Raw genomic sequence first — 21,962 nt, 5'->3', positions numbered from 1 at the left:
CGGTCCACGGCCGCATGAAACGAACGTCTACCAACTAATGTGATCCCTACCCGTGGGCTGCAAGTTCCTCCGCCCACGCGGACGGCGAAGTACGACTCGCCCGCAGCGACGCGGTGCGCCGCGCTCACGGGCCGGTGCTCGGCGGCCGCGACGTTGCCGGCCGCGATCGGGGCGAGCCCCTCCGCCGCGGGGTGTGCGGGAACACGTTGAAGAAGGACCCCACCGCGGTGGGGCCGGCGTGCCGCGCGGTGTGCGCGGTTTCGCGCCGGGACTCGGGTTTCGGACAAGACGCGTGCGGTGCGGTCGCTTACCTTCGAGTCCATCACGCCTTCGCGGGCACCCGCCCGCGTCACGATGGTTGCCACCCATGCGACACGCCGCACTCGGTCTGTGCCTCCTCCTCGCCGCCGCACAGGTGCGGGCCGCCGACCCGCCCGCGGGGCTCAACGCGCAACTCGCCGCGGAGCCGGTCGCCGAACTCGCAAAGGCCGCCCGCGAGCGGGGCGACGCGGGCCGCGGGGCCGTGCTGTTCTTCCAGCCGGCGCTCGCGTGCTCGAAGTGCCACGACGCCGAGGTCGGCACGCAGCTCGGCCCGGACCTGTCGAAGGCCGGCAAGGAGGCGACCGCCGAGTACCTCGTCGAGTCGGTCCTGTTCCCCTCGAAGGTACTCAAGAAGGGGTACGAAACGGTCGTCGTGACCACCAAGGACGAGCGGACCGTGACCGGCCTCATCGCGGACGACACCGCCGACGCGCTCACGCTCCTCGACCCGTCCGCGAACGGCAAGCGGGTCACGGTCCCGAAAGCCGACATCGAGCGGCGCACGGCGAGCCCCTCGTCGCTGATGCCTGACGGGCTCGCCAACCTGCTGTCCGACCGGCAGCAGTTCCTCGACCTCGCGAAGTACCTCATCGAGGTCGCCGAGGGCGGCCCGGCGCGTGCGAAGGAGCTGCGCCCGGCGGTGACCGCGCTCGTGGTCCCCGAGTACGAGAAGGACATCGACCACGCCGGCCTGATCCGGGCCGCGGACGACAAGGCGCTGAAGCGGGGCGAGGCGATCTACTCGCGGGTGTGCGCGAACTGCCACGGCACCAAGGACCAGCCCGGCTCGCTCCCGACGTCGCCGCGGTTCGCCGCCCACGCGTTCAAGAACGGCAGCGACCCGTACAGCCTGTACCAGACCCTCACCCGCGGGTACGCCCTGATGGCCCCGCAGACGTGGATGGTGCCGCGGCAGAAGTACGACGTGATCCACTACCTCCGAGAGGCGTACCTCAAGCCGCACAACCCGGCGCAGTACAAGGCGGCCGACGACGCCTACCTCGCAAAGCTCCCCGCGGGGAAGAAGGGCGAGTTCGGCCCGGCCCCGGTGAACGTCGAGCCGTGGGTGCTGATGGACTACGGCCCGAGCCTGATGAACACCTACGAGGTCGGGGCCGGGAACATCGCGTACAAGGCGGTCGCCGTGCGGCTCGACGCGGGGGCGGGCGGCGTGTCCCGCGGCACGCGGTGGGCGGCGTTCGAGCACGACACGCTCCGGCTCGCCGCGGTCTGGACGGGCGAGGGGTTCATCGACTGGAAGGGCATTCACTTCAACGGCCAGCACCAGGTCCACCCGAAGGTCACCGGCACGGTCCACCTCGCGAACCCGGTCGGCCCCGGCTGGGCGGACCCGGCCACCGGGAGCTTCGCCGACCCGCGGCCGCTGGGCCGCGACAAGAAGCCGTTCGGCCCCCTGCCACGCGAGTGGGGCCGGTTCCGCGGGCTGTACCACTTCGGCGACCAGACCGTCATCGCCTACGCGGTCGGCGACGCGAGCGCCCTCGAACTGGAGGGCACCGAGGGCGACCCGGCGAAGCCCGCGTTCACCCGCACCCTGGAGATCGGCAAGTCGTCGCGCGACCTGCTCGCCCGCGTCGCCCCCGTGGGCGTTGCGGCCGCGGTGGTGGGTGACAACCGGGTGTCGCTGGAGGAGCGCGACGGGTTCACGGTCCTCCGCGTGCCGGCGGCCGCGACCCCGACCCGCGTGAAGCTGCTGTGGTCGAAGGGCGACGCGGCCGCGCTCAAGGCGCTGGCCAAGGACTCGCCCGCGCCCCGGGCGCTGGAGCCGCTCACGAAGGGCGGCCCGAAGCGGTGGCCCGAGGTGCTGAAGGCCCCCGTGGCGCTCGGCAAGGACGACGGGCCGTTCGCGGTGGACACGTTCGCCACGCCCGACCGGAACCCGTGGAACGCGCAGCTCCGGCTCACCGGGTTCGACTTCCTCCCGGGCGGCAAGCGGATGGCCGTGTGCTCGTGGGACGGCGACGTGTGGCTCGTGTCCGGCCTCGACGCGCCGGCCGCCGGGGTCGCGTGGCAGCGGGTCGCGTCCGGCTTGTTCCAGCCGCTCGGCCTGAAGGTCCGCGACGGTGCCGTGTTCGTCTGCTGCCGCGACCAGATCGTTAAGCTCCACGACCTCAACGGCGACGGCGAGACTGACTTCTCCGAGTGCTTCAACAGCGACCACCAGGTCACCGAGCACTTCCACGAGTTCGCGATGGGGCTCCAGACCGACCCCGAGGGCAACTTCTACTACGCCAAGAGCGGCCGGCACGCGCTGCCCGCCCTGGTCCCGCACCACGGCACGCTCCTCAAGGTGAGCAAGGACGGCGCGAGGACGGAGATCCTCGCGACCGGGTTCCGCGCCGCCAACGGCGTGTGCCTGAACCCCGACGGCACGTTCTTCGTCACCGACCAGGAGGGGTTCTGGACCCCGAAGAACCGCATCAACCTCGTCGAGCGGGGCGGGTTCTACGGCAACATGTGGGGGTACACCGACGTCACCGACACGTCGAACGCCGCGATGAAGCAGCCGCTGTGCTGGGTCACGAACGAGTTCGACCGGTCGCCGGCCGAGCTGGTGTGGGTGCCGCCCGACGCCTGGGGGCCGCTCAAAGGTTCGCTGCTCAACATCTCCTACGGCATGGGGAAGATCTTCGTCGTCCCGCACGAGACGGTGAACGGGCAGCCGCAGGGCGGGATGGTCGCGCTGCCGCTGCCGCCGTTCCCGACCGGGGTCATGCGGGGCCGGTTCCACCCGGCCGACGCCGCGCTGTACGCCTGCGGGATGTTCGCGTGGGCCGGGAACCGCGCCCAGCCCGGCGGCTTCTACCGCGTGCGGTACACGGGCAAGCCCGCCGACCTGCCGGTCGGGCTGAAGGCGACCGCGACCGGCGTCGAATTGACGTTCACCGACGCGCTCGACCCGAAGGCCGCCGCGGACCCGAAGAACTACGACGTGAAGGTGTGGGGGCTGAAGCGGAGCCAGAACTACGGCTCGAAGCACGTCGACGAGCACCCGCTGGCGGTGGCCAGGGCGACGGTCAGCGGGGACGGGAAGACCGTCCGGCTCGACATCCCGGACCTCGCCCCGACGTGGGGCATGGAGGTCAAGTACCGCGTCGCCGGGGCGGACGGCCGGCCCGTCGCCGGCGTGATCCACAACACGATCCACGCGATGGGCAAGTGAGCGCCCGGTGCCTCGTCCCGGATCTCATGGGTTCGTTTCTGTCTGGTGGGGCAGGCATTCCTGCCTGCCCCCCGACGCGTCGGGAGGCAGGCAGGAATGCCTGCCCCACCAAGGGCAACAGATCCACGCGGTCCGGTTTCACTTCACCTTGGCCGGCTTCTCGACGACGATGTCCCACGTCGTCTGGTCCGGGACCGTGAACGACAGCCCGGACGTTTCGGGCTTCGTGAACCGCTCGTGGACCAGCGGCCGGGTCGGTGCCCCCGGCCCCGGCAGCGTCTCCGCGCCGGAGATGTAGACCCGGTACGTTCCCGCCAACATCCCGTCACTCGGGGTATTGGTGCCGATCACGAACGAGCCGTCCGGGTGGATGGAGCCCCACGCGCCGGATTGCGCTTCGCCGAAGTCCACGACGACCCGGCCGGTGTCGAGCGGAGAGCCGTCGGCGAAGTGAACGCGGCCCTTGACGGGGTGCAGGTTCGACCCGCACCCGGTGGCCGCGAGCAGGAGCAGGCAAAGAGCGGTTCGCATGGGAAGGGTTCCGATCAGGGGAGGTCGAGCGGTTGGCCGTCACTGGCGTTCCCGAGGCGGGACAGCATCGTTTGATTGACACTGACCGGGATCGCGCGAACCGAGCCGTCGGCCAGGAGGAAGTTGCAAACGCCCGGGTGCCACGAGCCGAGTGCGGGGCTACTGTTCACGTTCAATCCGTCGCCGTCTTCCGGTCCACGGGCGATCCCGCTTTCGACGGACCCACTCAACCAGAAACTGCCATACGCACCGGGGCCGTTGTCTCGATTCCAGTGGGGGAACCCGTCCGTGCCATTGTGGTTGGGCGCGCCGGAGCGCGTTCCCCCGCAACACGCCTTGAACTCCGATCTCGCGAGGTGCTTCTCGGCCAGTATCGCAGTGTTACTCAAGCCATCGGAGATCGACGTAAACGTGGTCCGTGATCGCCACCCCTTGTAGGGTTCTTGAACGGGGAAATAGGAGGCTTCAGCGGCAGGTGGAGATCCGGACCAGTTCGCCAGGTGAATGAGGTTCTTATCCCCTGGCGCAACGGCGACCTGGAGCGCCTGCTTTTGTTTGAAGAGATTGACACCAGGATTCGTGATCGGCCCAGTGATTCCGGTGAAGTGCCACTTCTCCGTGCCCGCGATAATCAAGACGTAATCCGTCGTCCAACGGTTGTTGCGATTCTTCCGGGGACCACCTCGACTCGGGCAGAACATGTACGCCAGAGGCGGGGCGGAGTTCAGGGCGTTGTAATTATTGCGAGACTCGGTCGACGTCCAGGAATCGACGTGCAGCGTATCCATATTGGGATCGCCGTAGTGGATCCCGGCGTCCTGGTTGATCTTCTGAGCAAGTGCGTTCTGTTCCATGTACGGCAGGATCAACGCCCAGTACGTCAGGCCGCAGTTCCCGGTGATCGCGGGAGGAAGCCCGTTACGAGTATCGTGATACATGTGCGTCGCAATCCCGAGCTGCTTGAAGTGGTTGGCGCACTTCGCCCGGGCGGCGGCCTCGCGGACCTTCTGGACCGCGGGCAGCAGCAGGCCGATCAGCACGGCAATGATGGCGATGACGACCAGCAGTTCGATCAGCGTGAAGGCACGCCGGCGGGCGGATGAATGCGGCACGGAAGGTCTCCGAGCGTCAGGGAACGGATAATGGGACCACGGTCCCGGGGGGCAGGTTGCCGAGCGGGTGGTACACCGCCCGGCCCCACGTCGCAGCCCGCTGGAAGTTCCAGCCGGTGTCGCGGGGGTTCGTCACGTCGATGAGCTGGCCCTTCCACACGCGCCCGGACTCGTTGGCCCAGTGGACGAGCCACGTCGCGGCGAGCACGTCCCCGGCCCGGGGCGGGTCGGCGGCCGCGTGCAGCAGCTCCCACGGCAGGGCGTACTCCAGCGTGTACCCGCGGCCGTCGGCGTCCTCGCGGAACGCGCCGCGGTACCCGGGCGGGTTCACCCGGCCGCCGTGGAAGTCCATGCCGTATCGGACGTGGAGGCACGCCTCGCGGGTCGGCTGGTGGAACCAGAGCATCAGGAACGCGAGCTTGTCGTTGGGGTCGGCGCGGTCCGTCGGGAGCGGGCGGCGGGTCGTGGGGAGCCCCTCGGCGGCGAGCGGCCACCCGGCGGCGCGGTCGGTCGACAGCCGCAGCGCGACGCCGCCCCCGCCGCCGAACAGGTCGCGGCCGTCGCGGGGCGAGACCTGGCTCCGCATCGGGAACGGGTCGCGGACCCGGGCCGAGACGTACAGGTGGGTCGCGTCGTACATCATCGCGGCGTCCAGTGCGTGGTTCCCGCCGTAGGGCGGGTCGCAGGCCGCGTGGAACTGACCGGACAGGTCCCAGTCGGCGAGGTCGGCGTCGATCCGCACCGGGCCGGGCGGGGGCACGATGTGGACCGCGTCGAACGCCGCCCGGTTGTACGGGTGGGTGCCGCGGCCGGCCGGGTTGTCCTTCGCGGGCAGGACGCGGACGAACCGCTCGGGCCAGAACGGGACGGTCTCGATCGACCCGGCGACGCGGACCGCCCGGCCGGTGCCGAGGGTCTCCGCCCCGCCGCCCTTCCCCGTCGCGAGCACCTCGCCGTCGTACACCTGGAGGATCGTCTCCCCCGCCGCCTCGACGCGGACCCCGCACTCGGTGCCCCGCTCGGCGACGCGGGCCGTGGGCGTCTCCAGCGCGAACCCCGGGCCGCCGGCCGCGGCCCGCACGACGACCTGGCCGACGTGCAGGAACGCGCTGCTCGCGCCGACGAGGTCGATCTCGGCCGGCCCCTCGACGACGGCCACGGTCCCGTCGCGGAACGCGATCTCGGCGACCCCCGCGTCGAGCGCCACGCGGCCCGCGGGGAGCGGCGTTCCGGGCGCACGAGCGGCCCCGTCGTGCCACTGCGCCGCCGCCGAGTTCGTGAGTACGGCGACCGCGACCCGCTCCGGTTCGGGCCGGAACGCGAGCACAGCGACCAGAACCGCGGCCGCCGCCGCGAGCCCGCCGGCGAAGTAGCGAACCCTCCGGTCGGGACGCGGGCGGGCCGCCGGCGGCGCGGCGACCGGGCCGAACTCGGCCTGCAACCGGGCGTGGACCGCCGCGACCTCCAGGAACGCGCGCTGGTTCTCGGGGTTGTCGCGGAGCAGCGCCGACAGCCGCGCGGCACCGGCGCGCGACAGCGTGCCGTCGCAGTGCGCCTGTGCGAGTTGCCGAACCTCGGCCGTCATGCCCCGCCCTCCCGGTCCAGTCTCGCGGTCACGCAGTCGTGCAGCGCCGCCCGCACCCGCTGGAGCGCCTTGTACACGCCCTCGACGCCGGCCCCCAGTTGCCGCGCCACGTCCTTCACCGCCTGCTCGGCCCCGTACACCTGTTCGACCAGCGCCCGGCTCTTGTCGGGCAGCAGGTCGAGGCACGCGGTCAGGGCCTCCTGCCGCCGCTGGAAGTAGTCGTCCTCCTCCAGGAGCCGGTCCGCGAGCTGCTCGATCACCTCGGGGTCGAGCACGGCCCGGGCACGGTAGGCCGCCCGGACGTGGTGGCGGACGTGGTTCCGGGCGATGCCGCACAGCCACGCGAACAGGTCGCGGTCCGACTGGTACCGCCCCCGCTCCTGCCACGCGGTCAGCATCGACTTCTGGAACAGGTCCTCGGCGTCGGCGCGTGCGGGCACGAGCCCGGCGATGTATCGGAACAGGCGGGTTTGGAGCGGGATCAGTCCGGTTACGAACCGGTCGTCCGGTCCACCGGGTGCGCCGGGCGGGCCCACGCGACCTCCACCGAATCTTGACTCGATCATCACTTGCCCGTGCCCGCCGGAACTGGACACCCGGCCGGGGAAAATTTCACTGCCCGCGGCGGCCCTTTAAGTTTTGCACCGTTTCGCGGCCCGTGCTACGCTCACACCTCGTCCCGCCCCGCCGCCCCCGCGGTCCGCAAGGTCAGCCCCATGACGGCACAGGTCCGCTCGAACACTCCGGCCCGCTTCGGGGCCGTGCTCGCCTGCGCGGCCGGAATCGCCGCGGTCGCGCTGACCAGTCCCACCGCCGCCCAACCGCCCCGGCCGGAGTTCGTCGTTTCCGGGTTCGACCTCGGGGCCGTTGATCAGGTCCGCCCGAACGCGACCGAGCTGGCCGCGGAGCTATCCGCACAGGGGTGGTGTACCGCGAAGGCGACCGCGAGGACCACTGGCGAGTGGTCCGACGTTCCGGCCGGTGTGGAGCCCGAGAAGTGGGTCAGCGTCGTGACCGTCGGGTTCGGGAACCGGGCCGAGGCCTATGCGTTCCAGTTCACCGGGCCGACCCGGGCCGCCAAGCTCGTCGCCCACGTCTCGCACCGCAAGCGCTGGACGCCGGCCGGCGAGCGGTGGCTCCCGCCGTTCACGAACCTCCTCGACGGGTTCCGCATCGCGTACCCGGAGGTGCAAAGGGCCGCGCCGCACCCGGCGCTGCAACTCGAGGTCGTCCTCGCGAATCCGAAGGCCGGTAGCGGCGGGGCCGACGAGGCGCTGACGGTGCCGCCGGAGAAGGTGTTCCCCCCGGTGCGGGCGATCGTGACCGCCGCGGCGTGTGTTGCCGGGTGGGCACCCTCGCCCAATAAGGCCGACGCTCGCGCCCGGGTCGAGGTGCGGGTCCGCGACCAGGCGTGCGACTTCCGCGTCGCGTTCACCCGCGGGGGCAAGGAAACGGTCCTCACCCGCGACCGCGTCCCGTGGGAAGAGTTTCACGACCAACTCGCGGTCCTGCTGAGCCTGCCGACCCGGCCGACCGTGGCGGACTTCACGCGACCGTCGCCCGAAGGGGCCACGCTCCTGGGCGTCGGGGCGGGGCGGATCGTCTGTTTAGTGGACGACGAGCTAACCGCCCTTGACGCGGCGACCGGCGCGGAAGCGTGGCGGCTCCGCGTCCCGCAGGGCAAGACCGGCCCGAAGCGCGTCGAGCGGTACGCGGCCCGGCCCGACTCAGCGGGGAAGTTGCGGCTGTACCGCACGACGACGGCGCTCGCGGAGATCGCCGTCGCGGACGGCGCGATCACGCCGCTGGCCCCGGTCCCGGTCGCGGCGTTCGATGTCGCACCCGACGGCGAGGTCGCCACGGCTCAAGGCGCGAAGCTCGCGGTGTACGCCCGCGGGAAGGAGGTGTGGTCCGCGGCCGGGTCCGAACCGATCACCGCCGGCCCGCGGCTCGAACCCGACCGGGTGCTGTTCGGCAACGGTCGCGGCGAGTTGGTCGCACTCGCGCGGGCCGACCACCGCGAACTGTGGCGCGTGCCGCTCGGGAAGCAGTTGTGGGGGCCGATCACAACCGCCGGCGCGCTCCGGCTCGCGTTCTCGGCAGCGGACGAGACGCTGTTCGCCTTCGACCCCAAGGACGGGGCCGTGAAGTGGACGTACGCCGCCGGCGACGCGCTCGTGCAACATCCAATCGAGCACGACGGGGCGGTCGTCGTCGTCACGAAGGGGAACCGCGTCGCGCGGCTCGACGCGGCAACGGGCACGGTCGCGGCGGAGGCGAAGTGGCCGACGTGGATCGTGTCGGCCGAGCCGGTGACCGTCGGCGGGCAGACCCGCCTGGCCGTGGGCGACGTCTCGGGGCGGCTGACGCTCCTCGGCCGCGACCTCAAGCCGATTTGGGAGTCGGCGCTGGGCACCCGCGTCACGGGGCGGGCCGCGGTCGCGTCGACGCCGCCGGTCTGGAAGGGGAAGCCGCGGCCCGCGAAGGGCGGCCCGGACGACCTGCTCGACTCCATCGCCGCCGACGCCGCCGGCTCGAAGCCGTTCCTGCTCGCCACCGACGGCAGCGGGTTCCTGTACAAGCTCACGACGGAAGGGACCAAGTAGCCATGCCCGCCCCCCGCACCTGCCGCCGGTTCGGCGGGCTCGTCGCCGTGCTGCTCGCCGCCACCGCCGCGACCTCGGCCCAGAAGCCGCCGCCCGGCGACGACATCCTCGACGACCTCAACGGCGCGAAGACCGCCGCCGACCTCGACGGCTTGCGGCACAGTCACCTCTCGTTCGTCGAGTCGTGGCGGCACGTCGAGCCGGCCGGCGGCCGCCCCAAGGGGGACACGGAGCCCACCCGCTGGAAGGCGGCCGGCGGGTACGCGAGCCCCGCGGGCGCCGAGCCGATCGCCACGCTCATCGACGTTCCGAAGGACGGCGAGTACCGGCTCTACGTGCGGCACCGGCTCGGGCAACATCACCCGTTCCCCGTCACGGTGTCGGTCGAGCCTGTGCGCACCGCGGCGGGCGGTAGGGGCGAGTACGAGAGCGCCGGTCCGGCTCTGACGCACACGTTCGGCGATCTGAAGCTGCTGGCGAACACGCTCGGCAAGGACCAGGAGAAGAAGCTGCCGGTGCGGTTCGAGTCCGAGGTGCAACTGAACGCCTTCCCCGACGAGTTCATGACCGTCTGGGAGTACCGCGACGTGAGGCTCGCCAAGGGGCCGCACCGCGTCGCGCTCCGCAGCGACCGCCGCGACGCCCGCGTGTCGGCCGTGTTCCTCACCGCGAGCAAGGCGTTCCGCCCGAGCCTCTCGGAGGTGAAGAAGGACAACACGCTCGGCGGGGTGTACCTCCGCTACCGCGTCACGAAGGGCGCGACGGCCCCGCAGTTCTCGGTCGCCACCTCGGTGACGTACCACTGGCCCGGCCGCCGCGCGCCGAACTCGACCGAGCCGCTGTGGTACGACGGCACTCCTCCGGTGACCGCCGTCCCAGCGAAGGAGTGGTCGCCGTTCGTGGACGTCCGCGAACAGGTGGTCGCGGGCGGCGGGCCGTGGTCGACGTGGCGGCCGGTCGTCACCGGGGTGGCCGCGGGAGCCATCGAGGTTCAACTCGCGTGGGCACCGCACGAGGCCGCGGTCTCCCGCACTCTGCCGGCCGCCATGGGCGGGGGCCGGGCGATGTTCCGCGTCCCCCACGGCCGGTACGCCTACCGCGCCCCGGCCGCCGCTCCCGCGTGGGGCGTGTGGGACCCGGCCGCCCTCGACGGGTGGGTCAGCGAGGACGCGCTGGTCGAGCGGTACTTCACCTGGGCCGGTGACGCCACCCGCACGCTCGGCCTCAAGCCCGATCACCCGCTCCCCAAGCACATCAAGGTGCTGACCGGGTGCTCGACCGGCCCGGCGCACCAGGCGCGGGCCGCCGAGATGCTCGCCCGCCTGGGCGTGAACTGGATTCCCGGCGCTCCGGCCGAGGTGACCAAGACGTTCGGCCTGCACGACGACTCCGCGGCCCCGAAGGTGAAGCTCGGCGACGAGATCGGCACCCACACCCCGGCCGCGGCGATCAACGCCGACGCGGCGCTGCGGACCGGGTTCCACGACTACCTCCGCGAGCAGGCGAGGGCGAACGGCCTCGACGTCCAGTCGTTCCTGGGGCTCGACGACGTGCGGGCCGCCCGGTGCACCGACCACCTGCCCGAGAACCCCGGCCGGTTCGAGCGGCGGCTGTTCTACTGCTCGCAGCGATACGCCCACCTCGCCACGGTCCCGACCTACGCTCGCGCGATCCGCGACATCGAGAAGACGAAGCCAAAGGCGCAGGTCTACAACAACTACTCCCCGCACCCGGTGTTCCTGACCGGCCGCGACATGAACGAGTCGGACTGGTTCCTGCTCCCCCGGGCCGGCGCGCAGACGCTCGGCTGGGCCGAGGACTGGGCGACCGGCGGCAGTTGGGGGCTCGGCACGCCGATGGGCGAGTGTACGACCTTCTACGCCGCCCTGGTGGAGTGCGCGGTCCGCCCGCGGAAGTACCCGGCCGGGTTCTACGTCGGCAGCAACTGCGGGTACTCGGCGCAGAAGATGTTCTCGTGCGTGAGCCAGGGGGTCAACATCCTGCACCTCTACGACTGGGGGCCGATCGACTCCTGGGCCGAGGGGAGCAACTCCTGGAGCGAGTCGAAGGACCAGTACCTGTCGGTCGCCCAGGGCACGCACGCGCTCGGCCCGGCCGACGAGATCATCGGCACCGGCACCCGCGAGGCCCGGCGGACGGCCGTGCTGTACAACCGCAGCCACGAGATCGTCAGCGGGTCGCGGGTCGCCCTGAACCACGACTGGATGTGGACGTTCCTCGGCCTCCGCAACGCCAGCGTTCCGGTGGACGTCGTCATCGAGGAAGACCTGAATGAAACTGACCTCGCAGGGTATGACGTGCTGTTCCTCGGCGGGCTGAACTTGGAGCGGCGGCACCTCAGGGCGGTGCGGGCGTGGGTCGAGCGCGGCGGCGTGGTGATCGGCTCGGCCGGGGCCGCGAGCTTCGACGTGTACGGCGACCGGATGCCCGAGACCGCGGAGCTGTTCGGCGCGGCCCAGCGGCTCGCGACCGCCGACGACAAGGCGGCGCGCGACAAGGTGCGGTTCCACGGAACCGACGACTTCCCCGAGGTCGAGCTGCCCGCGGCCGCGCCCGGCGGCCACAAGTACGTCCTGACCCCGACCGCCGCGAAGGTCGCGGCGAAGTACGACGGCGGCGAGGTGGCGGCGACCGTGAACGCCGTCGGCAAGGGCCGCGCGGTCCTGCTCGGCGTCGGCCCCGGTGAGACGTTCCGCGCCGCGGGTGGGGCGAAGGGGCCGGGCCGCGCCTGGCTCGCCGCGCCGGTCGCGAAGCGCCTCGGCCGGCCGCGGGCCGAGTACGACTGCCCCGAAGCGGAGGTCACACTGTTCGACCACCCGGCGAAAGGCGTGGCGGTGATGGTCGCACTGTACACCTGGAAGCCAGGCGAACTGCCCGCCACACCGGGCAAGTTGTCGGTGGACGCGAAGCGTGACGTCAAGGAGGTCGTGAGCGCGCTGCACGGGCCGCTGAAGTGGGCCGCCCGCGACGGGCGCATCGAAGTCGAGGTGCCGCCCGCCGCGAAGTTCGCCGTGGACACGATCATCCTGCGGTAGCCGCGGCGGGGGCGAAGGGGCCCGGCGGCGCAGTTCGGGTTGCATTCGGCCGGATTGTGCCGTACATCTTCACTAACCTCACCCGCAACACCGCCCCTCTGGGGCGTTCCCGCCCCCCGTCACCGACGGCGAGGACCTCCGTGTCTCATTCGTGCCCCCGTGCATGCGCGTGTTGTGGCGCGCCGCTCGAACCGGTCCAGCAGTTCCGCTTCATCTTCGAGACCGACGCGGACGGCCCGACCACCCTTCCCGAACTCCGGCACCTGCCCCGGGCCAACGGCCGCCCGGTCCCGGTCTGCGCGTCGTGCCAGGCACGGGCCAAAGCCGCCCCGCACCGGCCGCCCGCACCGGCCGCCCGCACCGGGGTCCGAACGGCCGTCGGCGTCCTGTCGTTCGCGGTGATCGTGAACTTCTTCCTGTTCCGGCAGTCGAGCTGACCGACCGGGGCTACGGCTTCGATCGGAGCTGGAACTCGAGCGCGTTCTCGCCCGGCGCGATCGCCTGCCGGAGCGTGGTCGCGGTGTTGTACCTCGCCGGGACCACCGGCACCCGCTCGTCGATCATCCCCGTTCCGTCCGAACTGCTCAGGCTCGCGACGCGCCGGCCCGTCTTTTTCGCGCACTGGATCTCGACCCGGTACTCGCCGGGCGAGGGGCCGTCGGCCGCCGCGATCGCGAACGTGCCGTCGTCCTGAATAATCCCCTGCGCCTGCATCTGACCGACGGCGACCGGGACGAACACGATCGTCCCGGCGGGGGCCGGGGCGTCGTCGAGGGTGACCCGCCCGGTCACCGCGACGCGCGCCGGGTTCGGGCTGGGGCTCGGCCCGCACCCCGCGGGGGACAGCGCCAATCCCAACAGCGCCGCGAGCACCGGCCCGCGGCACGCCTTCTCGCTTCTCATGGCAGTGACTCGATTGCGCGCCCCCGCGTGCGCAGGGGCGCGATGTGCTTTGGGAAGAGAGCCGCCACACTGCGCTATTGAATCGTTCGCCTCACGCGGGCCGCCCCGGAGGGCGGACCCACGGCGGCGAGTTGGGGCCGCCGCCCGGGCCGGCCCGCCAACCGCCGGTGACTCCAACCGAGGGCCGCCGCACCTGTCACGGGAGCGGGGTGGCCTCGCCGCCGGCCGGACTCGCGGCCGCCTGCCAGGCGACGACGTCCACGGTGTCGGTCACGAACCGGACCGACCCGTCCATCATGAGCAGCCCGACCCCGCCGGTGTGGTTGCTCTTGGCCGTGAGCTGGTACTGGCCGAAGTTGCCGGTCGAAACGCACGGGGTCCGCGCGTCCCCGTTGCACCGCTCGGTCAGGTCGCTCACGTTCGCGTTCGGCAGGTAGTCGTGGGTGTACTGGACGCACCCGGTGTCCGCGAACAGCGCCCCGCGGGAGTCGTTGTTGGGCGACTTGCGGATCTCCGACACGCCCGCGGTGTTCGACGTCCCGTCGGTCATCGCGGCGAAGGTCGTGTACCCGGCGTGGAGGAACGGCCCCTTGACCGTGAGCTGCGTCTGGTTCGAGGAGGGGTACGCGCGGATCCACTTCCCGATGCCGGTGTTGCCGACGTAGTTGCCGCGGAACCCGAAGTCCTGGGCGCTGTTGGAAACCGGGGCGTCGATGTCCGACGGGCAGGTGAAGATCGGGAGCTTGAACCCGCGGACCGTCTGGTTCTGCGACTTCCACCAGCTCTGGGTGTGGTCGAACTTGTCGTACACGGACCCGAGTTCCACGAGCGGCAGGATCAGCTTGACCCACGAGCCGAACACCTTGTCGTCGCCCGCGGACTCGGCGACGTGCCCGTGCGGGAACCGCCCGTACACGTCGTGGTAGTTGTGCAGGGCGATGCCGATCTGCTTCAGGTTGTTCTGGCACTTGAGGCGGGCCGCCGCCTCGCGGACCTTCTGGACGGCGGGGAGCAGGAGCCCGATCAGGATCGCAATGATGGCGATGACGACCAGCAGTTCAATGAGCGTAAAGCCGCGGCGCGATGATGACATGAACCCGGCCTCCGGGAAGAGGTGACCGAACCGGGACAGCGACACACCCGCGCGAACGCACGGGGCTCGAACCAACAGCGGAATCGTACCACCGTCCGTGCGGGCCGTCATTGAGCTATTCCGGATCGCGCTTGAGATATTACGTCAACATCGACCCGGTACGCTCGCGGCCGAATCTCTCAGAACGCTATAAGATCAAGGTAACGATGGGTCCGGTGGGCCGCTCGCTGCGGTCTCCGCCCGCAGGCTCCTGAAACTTTGCCGCACTACTTCAGGGGCCGCCGCCATGCCCCGCCGCAGGGTCGCCGTGCTCGTCGAGTCGTCCCGGTCCTACGGCCGCGGGCTCCTCCACGGACTCGCGGAGTACGCGCGGGTCAACGACGGCTGGGCCGTCACGCTCGACGACCGCGGGCTCGGGGACCAGGTGCCGGGGTGGCTCGGGGCGTGGCGCGGCGAGGGGGTCGTCGCCCGCCTGGAGTCGGAGGCGCTGGTGGCGGCGGTCCGCGCCCTCGGGGTGCCGGTCGTGGACCTCCGGGGGCTGTACCGCGGCTCCGACCTGCCGCTGGTGGAGACGGACGAGCCGCGGGTCGTCCGGCTGGCGTTCGAGCACTTGCTCGGCCGGGGCGTGCGGCGGTTCGCGTTCTGCGGGTTCGAGGGGACGAACTACTCGGACGTGCGGGCGCGGCTGTTCGCGGAGCTGACCGCCCCGCACGGGGGGTGCCTCGCGTACCGGCCCCCGGCCCGGCCCCGTGGCGGGCTGACGGTCGAGCTGGAGCAGGCGAGCGTGGCGTTCGAGGGGCACCTCGCCGACTGGCTGGCCGCGCTGCCCAAGCCGGTCGGGGTCATGGCGTGCAACGACATCCGCGGGCGGCAGGTGATCCAGGCGTGCCGGCTCGCGGGCCTCGCGGTCCCGGACGAGGTCGCGGTCGTGGGGGTGGACAACGACGAACTGCTGTGCGAGCTGTGCACGCCGGCCCTGTCGAGCGTCGTCCCCGACACGCGGCGGATCGGCCTGGAGGCCGGGGCGATGCTCGACGCGCTGATGGACGGCCGCCCGCCGCCGCCCGCTCCGGTGTTCGTCCCCCCGCTGGGGGTCGCGGGCCGCGGCTCGACGGACCTGCTCCCGGGGGCCGAGCCGGAGGTGGTCGCCGCCGTCCGGTACATCCGCGAGCACGCCTGCGACGGCATCGACGTGAGCGCCGTCCTCGCCCGGGTGCGGTGCTCGCGGAGCACGCTGGAGCGGGCCTTCGCCCGCTCCCTGGGGCGGTCCCCGAAGGCCGAGATCAACCGCGTTCGGGTCGAGCGGATCAGGCAATTGTTGACCGAGACCGACTACCCGCTCGCCCGGATCGCCGCGATGACCGGGTTCGAACACCCCGAGTACCTGAGCGTGTTCTTCACGCGCGAGACCGGTCAAACGCCCGGGAGCTACCGCACCGACGCCCGCAGCGGGAACTGACAGCGGGCCGACTCAGGGCAACGGGAACGGGGTCTCGTTCCCCTCGCGGTCCGGGTCCAGCGGGCCGTCGTTGCCCGACGCGGCGACCCGGACCATCGCGCTCGGCCCGGCGGCGGGGGCGAGGTTGCCGGCCGCATCGTTCGCCGTGCCCGCGGCCAGCGAGATGCCGAGGCACCCGGTGCCGGTGATCCCGCTGACGGTCACGAGTCGGGTGGCCCCCGTGCCGGTCACGGTCACCGTGCCCGTCGCGGTCCCGTCGGCGTTCAGCGTCACCTCGGCGGCCGTCAGCGTGCTGCCGGCGAAGTTGGGGTCGGCGTATGTGACGGTGAACACCAGCGTGCCTCCCGCGGCGACCGGACCCTCGGGGGCGGCGATCGTAACGGTCGGCGGGGTGTTGTCCACCGTGACCGCGGCGGACACCGCGGCCCCGGCCAGGTTCCCCAGCACGTCGGCCGCCGTGTTCGCGACCAGGGCGATTCTCAAGGCTCCGTCGCCCTTGATGTCGGTGATTGTCACGGTCCGCGTCGCGCCGCTGCCGGGGGCCACGACGATGGTGCCGGTCGCGGTGCCGGTGGCGACGAGTTTCACGCCGGCCGCGGTCAGCGTGCTGGCGCTGAAGTGCGGGTCGGTGTAGGTGACGGTGAACGTGAGCGGGCCGCGCCCGATGGCCGCCACCCCCGGGACGATGCTGACCGCCGGCCCCGTGCGGTCGATCGTGTACGACGGCCCGACGACCGGGCTGAAGGCCGTGCCGCTGTCGGACGTGGTGCGGTAGAGCTGGTTGCCGCTGCCGTCGCGGATGCCGCCGCGGGAACTGAGGTTCAGGCCGAGCGGCCCGTCGGCCCCGGTCGTCACGGTCACGGTCCAGGTGACCCCGCCGTCGGTCGTGGTGGGGGTGCCGACGGTCGCGCCCGCCGCACCGGCCCCGGCGAGTGCGAAGTTCTCGGCCGTGACGCCCGTCACCGGCTTGCTGAAGGTGACCGTGTACGCGACGGTGGGGGCCTTGGTCAGCTCCGGGTCCACTCGGGTGATCGACGTGACGACCGGGGCGCCGGTCAGCGTCACCGTGGCCGGCGCCGACGCGACCGCCGCGGCGGCGTTCATCAGCACGGAGACGGTGTTCGCCCCGCGGTTCGCCACCACCACGTCGCGCCGCCCGTCGCCGTTGACGTCGAGGATCGACACCGCGACCGGGTTGGCACCGGCGGCGAACGGCTCCTGGGCCGCGAACGAGGGGCCGCCGCCCGCGGCGGTCGTGTTGAGGAGCACCGATACGTTGTTGGACCCGTAGTTCGGGACGACGAGGTCGAGCTTCCCGTCGCCGTTCACGTCCAGCGCCGAGACGGCGACCGGGTTCGAGCCGGTGGCGAACACCTGGTGCGGGGCGAACCCCGGGGCACCGCCGGGGGCCGAGGTGTTGACCAGCACGGAGACGGTGTTCGACCCGCGGTTGGCGACGAGCAGGTCGGGCCGGCCGTCGCCGGTCACGTCGGCGGCCGACACCCACGCCGGGTTGACCCCGGTGGCGAACGTCCGCTGCGGGCCGAGCACCGGAAGGGTCGAGCCCCGCGGGGTCGAGTTCAGCAGCACCGAGACGGTGTTCGAACTCATGTTCGCGGCGACCACGTCGCCCCGCCCGTCGCCGTTCACGTCGGCCCACGCGAGGGACGCCGGGTGGGTGCCCGTGGCGAACGTCCGGTGCGGGGTGTACGACACGCCCGCGGCCCCCGGGGCGGTGGTGTTGATGAGCACCGAGAGCGTCCCCTCGCCGTTGTTGGCGACGACGAGGTCGGGCCGCCCGTCGCCGTTCACGTCCGGGGCCAGCACCGCCTCCGGCCCGAGGCCCACGGGGAACGCCTGCTGGGGCGCGAACGTCGGCACCGCGGCCCCCACCGGGGTTGTGTTCAGGAGCACCGTGACGCTGTTGGAGGCGACGTTGGCGACGACGAGGTCGAGCCGCCCGTCCCCGTTCACGTCGGCCGCGGCGACCGCGAACGGCTGCAAGCCGGTGGCGAAGGTCCGCTGCGGGGCGAACGTCGGGACCGCGGCCCCCGGCGCGGTCGTGTTCATCAGCACCGAGACGGTGTTCGACCCCTTGTTGGTGACGATCAGGTCCGGCTTCCCGTCCCCGTTCACGTCGAGCGACAGGAGCGACGACGGTTCGACGCGGGTGGGGAACGTGGCGGCGGCGTTGAAGGCCGGCACCCCGCCGTCGGCCGCCCCGGGGTGCGGCGTCGCGTTGATCAGCACCGACGCGGTGTTGGCGGTCGAGTTGGCCGCGACGAGGTCGAGTTTCCCGTCGCCGTTGAAGTCGGCGGCCGCGACCCCACTCGGGGCCGTGCCGGCCCGCGCCGGCTGGTGCCCGGAGAACGCGGGAGTGCCCGCGCCCGGTGCGGTCGCGTTCACGAGGACGGACGCGGTGCCCGAGCCGAGGTTGGCGACGAGCAGGTCGGGCCGGCCGTCGCCGTTCACGTCCGCGGCCGCGACCGAGGACGGCTGGGCACCGGTGGCGAAGGCCCGCCGCGCCGCGAACTCCACCTTGGACTTCCCCGAAGCGGGCCTGTTCAACAGCACCGAGACGGTGCCGGACCCGCGGTTGGCGACGGCCACGTCGAGCGCCCCGTCCCCGTTCAGGTCGGCCAGCGCGACGGCGACCGGGGCCATCCCAGCGGGGGACGCCTTCTGGGCGGCGAACGCCGGCGCGGCCGCGCCGGGGGCGGTCGCGTTGACCAGGACCGACACCGAGTTCGAGCCGCGGTTCGCGACCACGACGTCCGCCCGCCCGTCCCCGGTCACGTCGCCCACCGCCACCGCCACCGGCACCGCGCCCGTCGCGAGGGCCGTCTGCCTTCCGAACGCCGGCCGGGCCGCTCCGGGCCGGGTGGTGTTGAGCAGCACCGACACCGAGTTCGAGCCGCGGTTGGCGACCACGACGTCGACCCGCCCGTCGCCGTTCACGTCGGCGGCCGCCACCGCCACGGGTGCCGCGCCCGTGGCGAACGCGGCGTGCCGGGCGAACGCGGGCGTCAGCGCGCCCGGGGCGGTCGTGTTGAGCAGGACCGAGACGGTGTTGGACCCGGTGTTGGCGGTGACGATGTCGGGCCGGCCGTCGCCGTTCACGTCGGCGACCGCCACCGCGGCCGGTCCGGCCCCCACGGCGAACACGCGCCGCGGGGCGAACGTCAGCGCCGCGGCCCCCGGCGCGGTCGTGTTCAGCAGCACCGAGACCCCGTTCGTGATCGAGTTGGCGACGATCAGGTCGAGCTTGCCGTCGCCGTTCACGTCCGCGACCGCGACCGCATCGGCCCCCTTCCCGGCCCCGACGGACTGGCCCGGGGCGTACGCGGCCGGCGGCCCGAACGAGTCGATCACCCCGGTCAGGCTGACCGAGAAGTCGCGCGAGTCCTCGGCGAAGTTGGTGGGGAGGACCGAAACGGGGATGCGCTCCGCGGCCGACCCCGCGGGGAAGAACAGCGTCCCGCTCGCCGGCGTGGCCTGGTAGTTCGTGCCGGCCGCGGCGGTGCCGCCGGTGACCGTGTACCCGACCGTCACCTGCTGCGTGAGGTCGCCGGTCCGCGTGACGACCACGCCCGCGGCACCGGCGTTGAGCGCGAACGTGGCGTCGGCCACCGACAGGGTCGCGGCGGGGGTGACGCGCTCTTCGAGGGACACCAGCGACAGCCGGGCGCCCCGGCTCGCGTGCCGTTGGGGGTTCCGGTGGGGCGTTCGGTGGGGGAGAGGTGCGAGGGCGCGCAGCCACCAGGGTAACGGCATCCGACGATCCTCCGCACGCCTCGGGGCCTCCCCCGCACTCGTCCGCCGCGCAGGGTAACTGGAGAGATTAGGATAACAGTCCGGCCCGCCCCCGGGTCATGACAAGATCATGAAAGTGCGGATTCGCGCGGTCGCACCGGTCGCGCCTTTCCACCCGTCCGCACCTTGACCGGGCGGCGGCACGGGCGGACACTGGTCCGGGTCCGGCGAACACGCCCACGGGAACTCCGCGATGCGTCTCCTTGCCCTGATTGTTGCGGCCGCGGTTGCGCCGCCCGCGTCCGCCGCGGACCCCAGGCCCGCGATCGCCGACGTCCGCCACGACCCGGCCCAGCCGAAGCCGGACGCCGCGGTCCTAGTCAGCGCGCGCGTCGCCGGCGCGACCAAACCGGTTCTCAAGCTCCAGGCCGTCGCGCCCGGGAGGTACGTCCGCAGGGCCGACGCCGAGTACGAGAAGGACTGGACCGACCTGCCGATGCGCGACGACGGCAAGGAGGGCGACGCGAAGGCCGGCGACGGCGTGTTCTCCGTTCGCGTGCCGGCGTCGTTCCAGAAGCACCGCTGGCTCCTGCGCTACCGAATTGTTGCGGCCGACGCCGCGGGCAAAGAGGTACGGGCTCCGGCCGCGGACGACACGTGCCCGAACTTCGCGTGGTGGTGCGACGCCGGCCCGGCCGCGTGGTCCGGCTCCCGCGAGCCCGGCAAGACGCCGGCCGTTACGTTCCCCGCGGCGTTCTTTGGGACGCTCCAGTCGCTGCACCTCATCGCCCGGGCCGAGGACGTGACCAAGAGCCAGTGGGACGGCAACTTCCACAAGCAGAAGCAGCAGGGCACGCTCGTGTACCGCGGCGTGGTGTACGACCACGTCCAGTTCAGCAACCGCGGCCAGGGCAGCGCGCACATCGCCGGCAAGAACAAATGGGGGCTGAAGTTCAATAAGGGGCACGACGTGCCGATGGTCGACCACGACGGCGTGCCGTTCCCGGCCCCGATCGACAGCCTGAACCTGAACCCCGGCGGGTCCACCCCGTACCTCCCGGTCCACCGCGGCATCTCCGGTCTCGACGAGGTGCTGGCGCTCCGGGCGTACCGGCTCGCCGGAGTCCCGGCCCCGCTCGCGACGTGGGTGCAGTGGCGGGTCGTCGCCACGCCCGAGGAGGTGTCCGCGAAGGACCAGTTCGCCGGCGACCTGTGGGGGCTGTACGTCGCGGTCGCCGACATGGAGCCGAAGCTCCTCGCCGACCGCAAGCTCGCCGACGGACTCGTGGTCAGCGTGCAGAGCGGGGTCAAGCACGTCCCGAACGGGATGGCCGCCGACGCCGCCCCGAAGGAGTGGGAAAAGTTCCTCGCCGGGGTGCGGTCGAGCCCCAAAGAGGACTGGTGGCGCAAGAACCTCGACCTGCCCGCCTACTACAGCTTCCATTCGCTGAACCGCCTCGTCGGCAACGTCGACCTGCGGCCCGACGGCAACCACGGGTACTACCGCCACCCGGACGGCCGCTGGGCGCCGATCCCGTGGGACATGGACATGACCTTCGTGCCGCGGCACCACCAGCCCGGCCACATCGAGGCGATGAACTGCCTGAAGCACCCGGCGATCGCGCTGGAGTACCGCAACCGGGCGCGCGAGGTACTCGACCTGTTCGCGGCCGACGGCACCGACCGCGGCGGGCAGGTGGGGCAACTCGCGGCCGACCTCGCGGTGGCGCTGACCCCAAAGGGGTACGCCGTGGACTGGCCGCGGCTCGACGAGGCCCGGTGGAACATGCACCCGCGGATCAACCCGAAGAACGGGTACTTCGTCAACCCGGCCGAGGGCGGGTACTTCGGCGGCCCGTTCAAGCGGACACTGGCGACCGCGGACTTCGCCGGGTTCCGCAAGTACCTCGTGGACTTCTGCACCGACTCGCGGCCGACGAAGAACTACGCGCCCAACGACGGCGACCAGCGGGGGTACGGCTGGGGCTACCTCGCGCACGAGGCGAGGGACGACAAGATCCCCGCGAGGCCGACCGCGGACCGGCCCGGCGGCAAGCTCACGTTCGGGGCGTCGGCGTTCGCCTCGCCCGCGGGCCACAAGGCCGCGGCGGTCGAGTGGCGGGTCGGCCGCGTCGGCCAGCGCGGCTGGTACGAACTCGCCGACCACTGGCGGTCCGTGGTCGAACCGGGCAAGGTCATCGAGATCCCCGCGGAGGTGTTCAAGGAGCCCGGCGAGTACCGGGTCCGCGCCCGCTGGCGCGACGACAGCGGCCGGTGTAGTCACTGGAGCGCCCCGGTCGCCGTGAGCGTGAAGTGACGCGGCCGACGTGTCGCTCGCTCGATTGCGGGCGTGATAGTT

13 protein-coding genes are annotated in these 21,962 nt (G+C 72.1%); 6 read left to right on the top strand and 7 right to left on the bottom strand.

The genetic code is table 11. The annotated features are described in order from the left end of the window. Positions 1-367 precede the first annotated feature (367 nt). Positions 368-3,505: a DUF6797 domain-containing protein gene (locus ACTIGN_RS08410; RefSeq protein WP_439622739.1), complete on the top strand. Its 3,138-nt coding sequence runs from the start codon at positions 368-370 to the stop codon at positions 3,503-3,505. A gap of 138 nt (positions 3,506-3,643) precedes the next feature. Here the strand turns inward: ACTIGN_RS08410 and ACTIGN_RS08405 are convergent, their stop codons facing one another. The 4 genes from ACTIGN_RS08405 to ACTIGN_RS08390 are packed head-to-tail and all read right to left on the bottom strand — an operon-like array spanning position 3,644 to position 7,269. Continuing rightward, the gene (locus ACTIGN_RS08405; protein ID WP_439622737.1) at positions 3,644-4,036 is read right to left on the bottom strand and encodes a hypothetical protein; all 393 of its coding nucleotides are present in this window, start codon (positions 4,034-4,036) and stop codon (positions 3,644-3,646) included. A 14-nt stretch (positions 4,037-4,050) separates the two neighbouring features. Then, positions 4,051-5,148, bottom strand: a complete 1,098-nt coding sequence (locus ACTIGN_RS08400) for a DUF1559 family PulG-like putative transporter (RefSeq protein WP_439622736.1) — start codon at positions 5,146-5,148, stop codon at positions 4,051-4,053. A gap of 16 nt (positions 5,149-5,164) precedes the next feature. Then, positions 5,165-6,733, bottom strand: a complete 1,569-nt coding sequence (locus ACTIGN_RS08395; protein WP_439622734.1) for a hypothetical protein — start codon at positions 6,731-6,733, stop codon at positions 5,165-5,167. Beyond that, entirely contained in the window at positions 6,730-7,269 is a 540-nt protein-coding gene (locus tag ACTIGN_RS08390; RefSeq protein ID WP_439622732.1) for a sigma-70 family RNA polymerase sigma factor, read from the bottom strand. The genes ACTIGN_RS08395 and ACTIGN_RS08390 overlap by 4 nt, the downstream gene beginning before the upstream one ends. Before the next feature lie 180 nt (positions 7,270-7,449). Here ACTIGN_RS08390 and ACTIGN_RS08385 point away from each other — a divergent pair, with 180 nt between their 5' ends. The 3 genes from ACTIGN_RS08385 (at position 7,450) to ACTIGN_RS08375 (ending at position 12,832) form a co-directional block, all read left to right on the top strand. Next, the gene (locus ACTIGN_RS08385; RefSeq protein ID WP_439622730.1) at positions 7,450-9,339 is read left to right on the top strand and encodes an outer membrane protein assembly factor BamB family protein; all 1,890 of its coding nucleotides are present in this window, start codon (positions 7,450-7,452) and stop codon (positions 9,337-9,339) included. A gap of 2 nt (positions 9,340-9,341) precedes the next feature. After that, on the top strand, positions 9,342-12,395 hold the full coding sequence (locus tag ACTIGN_RS08380; RefSeq protein ID WP_439622728.1) for a hypothetical protein: 3,054 nt from the start codon (positions 9,342-9,344) through the stop codon (positions 12,393-12,395). 140 nt (positions 12,396-12,535) lie between these two features. After that, positions 12,536-12,832: a hypothetical protein gene (locus tag ACTIGN_RS08375; RefSeq protein WP_439622726.1), complete on the top strand. Its 297-nt coding sequence runs from the start codon at positions 12,536-12,538 to the stop codon at positions 12,830-12,832. A 10-nt stretch (positions 12,833-12,842) separates the two neighbouring features. On the opposite strand, the gene ACTIGN_RS08370 is transcribed toward ACTIGN_RS08375, so the two are convergent. After that, a complete protein-coding gene (locus ACTIGN_RS08370; protein ID WP_439622724.1) occupies positions 12,843-13,298 on the bottom strand; it encodes a hypothetical protein in 456 nt (151 codons plus the stop codon). A 196-nt stretch (positions 13,299-13,494) separates the two neighbouring features. Further along, positions 13,495-14,391: a DUF1559 domain-containing protein gene (locus ACTIGN_RS08365; RefSeq protein ID WP_439622722.1), complete on the bottom strand. Its 897-nt coding sequence runs from the start codon at positions 14,389-14,391 to the stop codon at positions 13,495-13,497. Between the two features lie 286 nt (positions 14,392-14,677). Between ACTIGN_RS08365 and ACTIGN_RS08360 the strand changes: the two genes are divergently transcribed. Then, complete coding sequence (locus ACTIGN_RS08360) at positions 14,678-15,850, top strand: XylR family transcriptional regulator (protein WP_439622720.1); 1,173 nt, start codon at positions 14,678-14,680, stop codon at positions 15,848-15,850. A 12-nt stretch (positions 15,851-15,862) separates the two neighbouring features. Here the strand turns inward: ACTIGN_RS08360 and ACTIGN_RS08355 are convergent, their stop codons facing one another. Next, a complete protein-coding gene (locus ACTIGN_RS08355) occupies positions 15,863-19,522 on the bottom strand; it encodes an FG-GAP-like repeat-containing protein (RefSeq protein ID WP_439622718.1) in 3,660 nt (1,219 codons plus the stop codon). A 334-nt stretch (positions 19,523-19,856) separates the two neighbouring features. Here ACTIGN_RS08355 and ACTIGN_RS08350 point away from each other — a divergent pair, with 334 nt between their 5' ends. Continuing rightward, positions 19,857-21,920, top strand: coding sequence for a choice-of-anchor X domain-containing protein (locus ACTIGN_RS08350; protein WP_439622716.1), 2,064 nt, complete (start codon positions 19,857-19,859; stop codon positions 21,918-21,920). Positions 21,921-21,962: the final 42 nt, after the last annotated feature.

It is taken from the genome of Gemmata sp., from assembly GCF_051859125.1.
Classification (GTDB): Bacteria; Planctomycetota; Planctomycetia; order Gemmatales; family Gemmataceae; genus Gemmata.
The sequence above is the reverse complement of the archived record's forward strand: the minus strand, read 5'-3'. Positions and strand labels throughout refer to the sequence as shown.

Bases quoted from the DNA above. Each gene is read 5' to 3' on its own strand.
- ACTIGN_RS08410 (WP_439622739.1), top strand. From the start codon at position 368: ATGCGACACGCCGCACTCGGTCTGTGCCTCCTCCTCGCCGCCGCACAG.
- ACTIGN_RS08405 (WP_439622737.1), bottom strand. From the start codon at position 4,036: ATGCGAACCGCTCTTTGCCTGCTCCTGCTCGCGGCCACCGGGTGCGGG.
- ACTIGN_RS08395 (WP_439622734.1), bottom strand. From the start codon at position 6,733: ATGACGGCCGAGGTTCGGCAACTCGCACAGGCGCACTGCGACGGCACG.
- ACTIGN_RS08385 (WP_439622730.1), top strand. From the start codon at position 7,450: ATGACGGCACAGGTCCGCTCGAACACTCCGGCCCGCTTCGGGGCCGTG.
- ACTIGN_RS08380 (WP_439622728.1), top strand. From the start codon at position 9,342: ATGCCCGCCCCCCGCACCTGCCGCCGGTTCGGCGGGCTCGTCGCCGTG.
- ACTIGN_RS08370 (WP_439622724.1), bottom strand. From the start codon at position 13,298: ATGAGAAGCGAGAAGGCGTGCCGCGGGCCGGTGCTCGCGGCGCTGTTG.
- ACTIGN_RS08365 (WP_439622722.1), bottom strand. From the start codon at position 14,391: ATGTCATCATCGCGCCGCGGCTTTACGCTCATTGAACTGCTGGTCGTC.
- ACTIGN_RS08360 (WP_439622720.1), top strand. From the start codon at position 14,678: ATGCCCCGCCGCAGGGTCGCCGTGCTCGTCGAGTCGTCCCGGTCCTAC.
- ACTIGN_RS08350 (WP_439622716.1), top strand. From the start codon at position 19,857: ATGCGTCTCCTTGCCCTGATTGTTGCGGCCGCGGTTGCGCCGCCCGCG.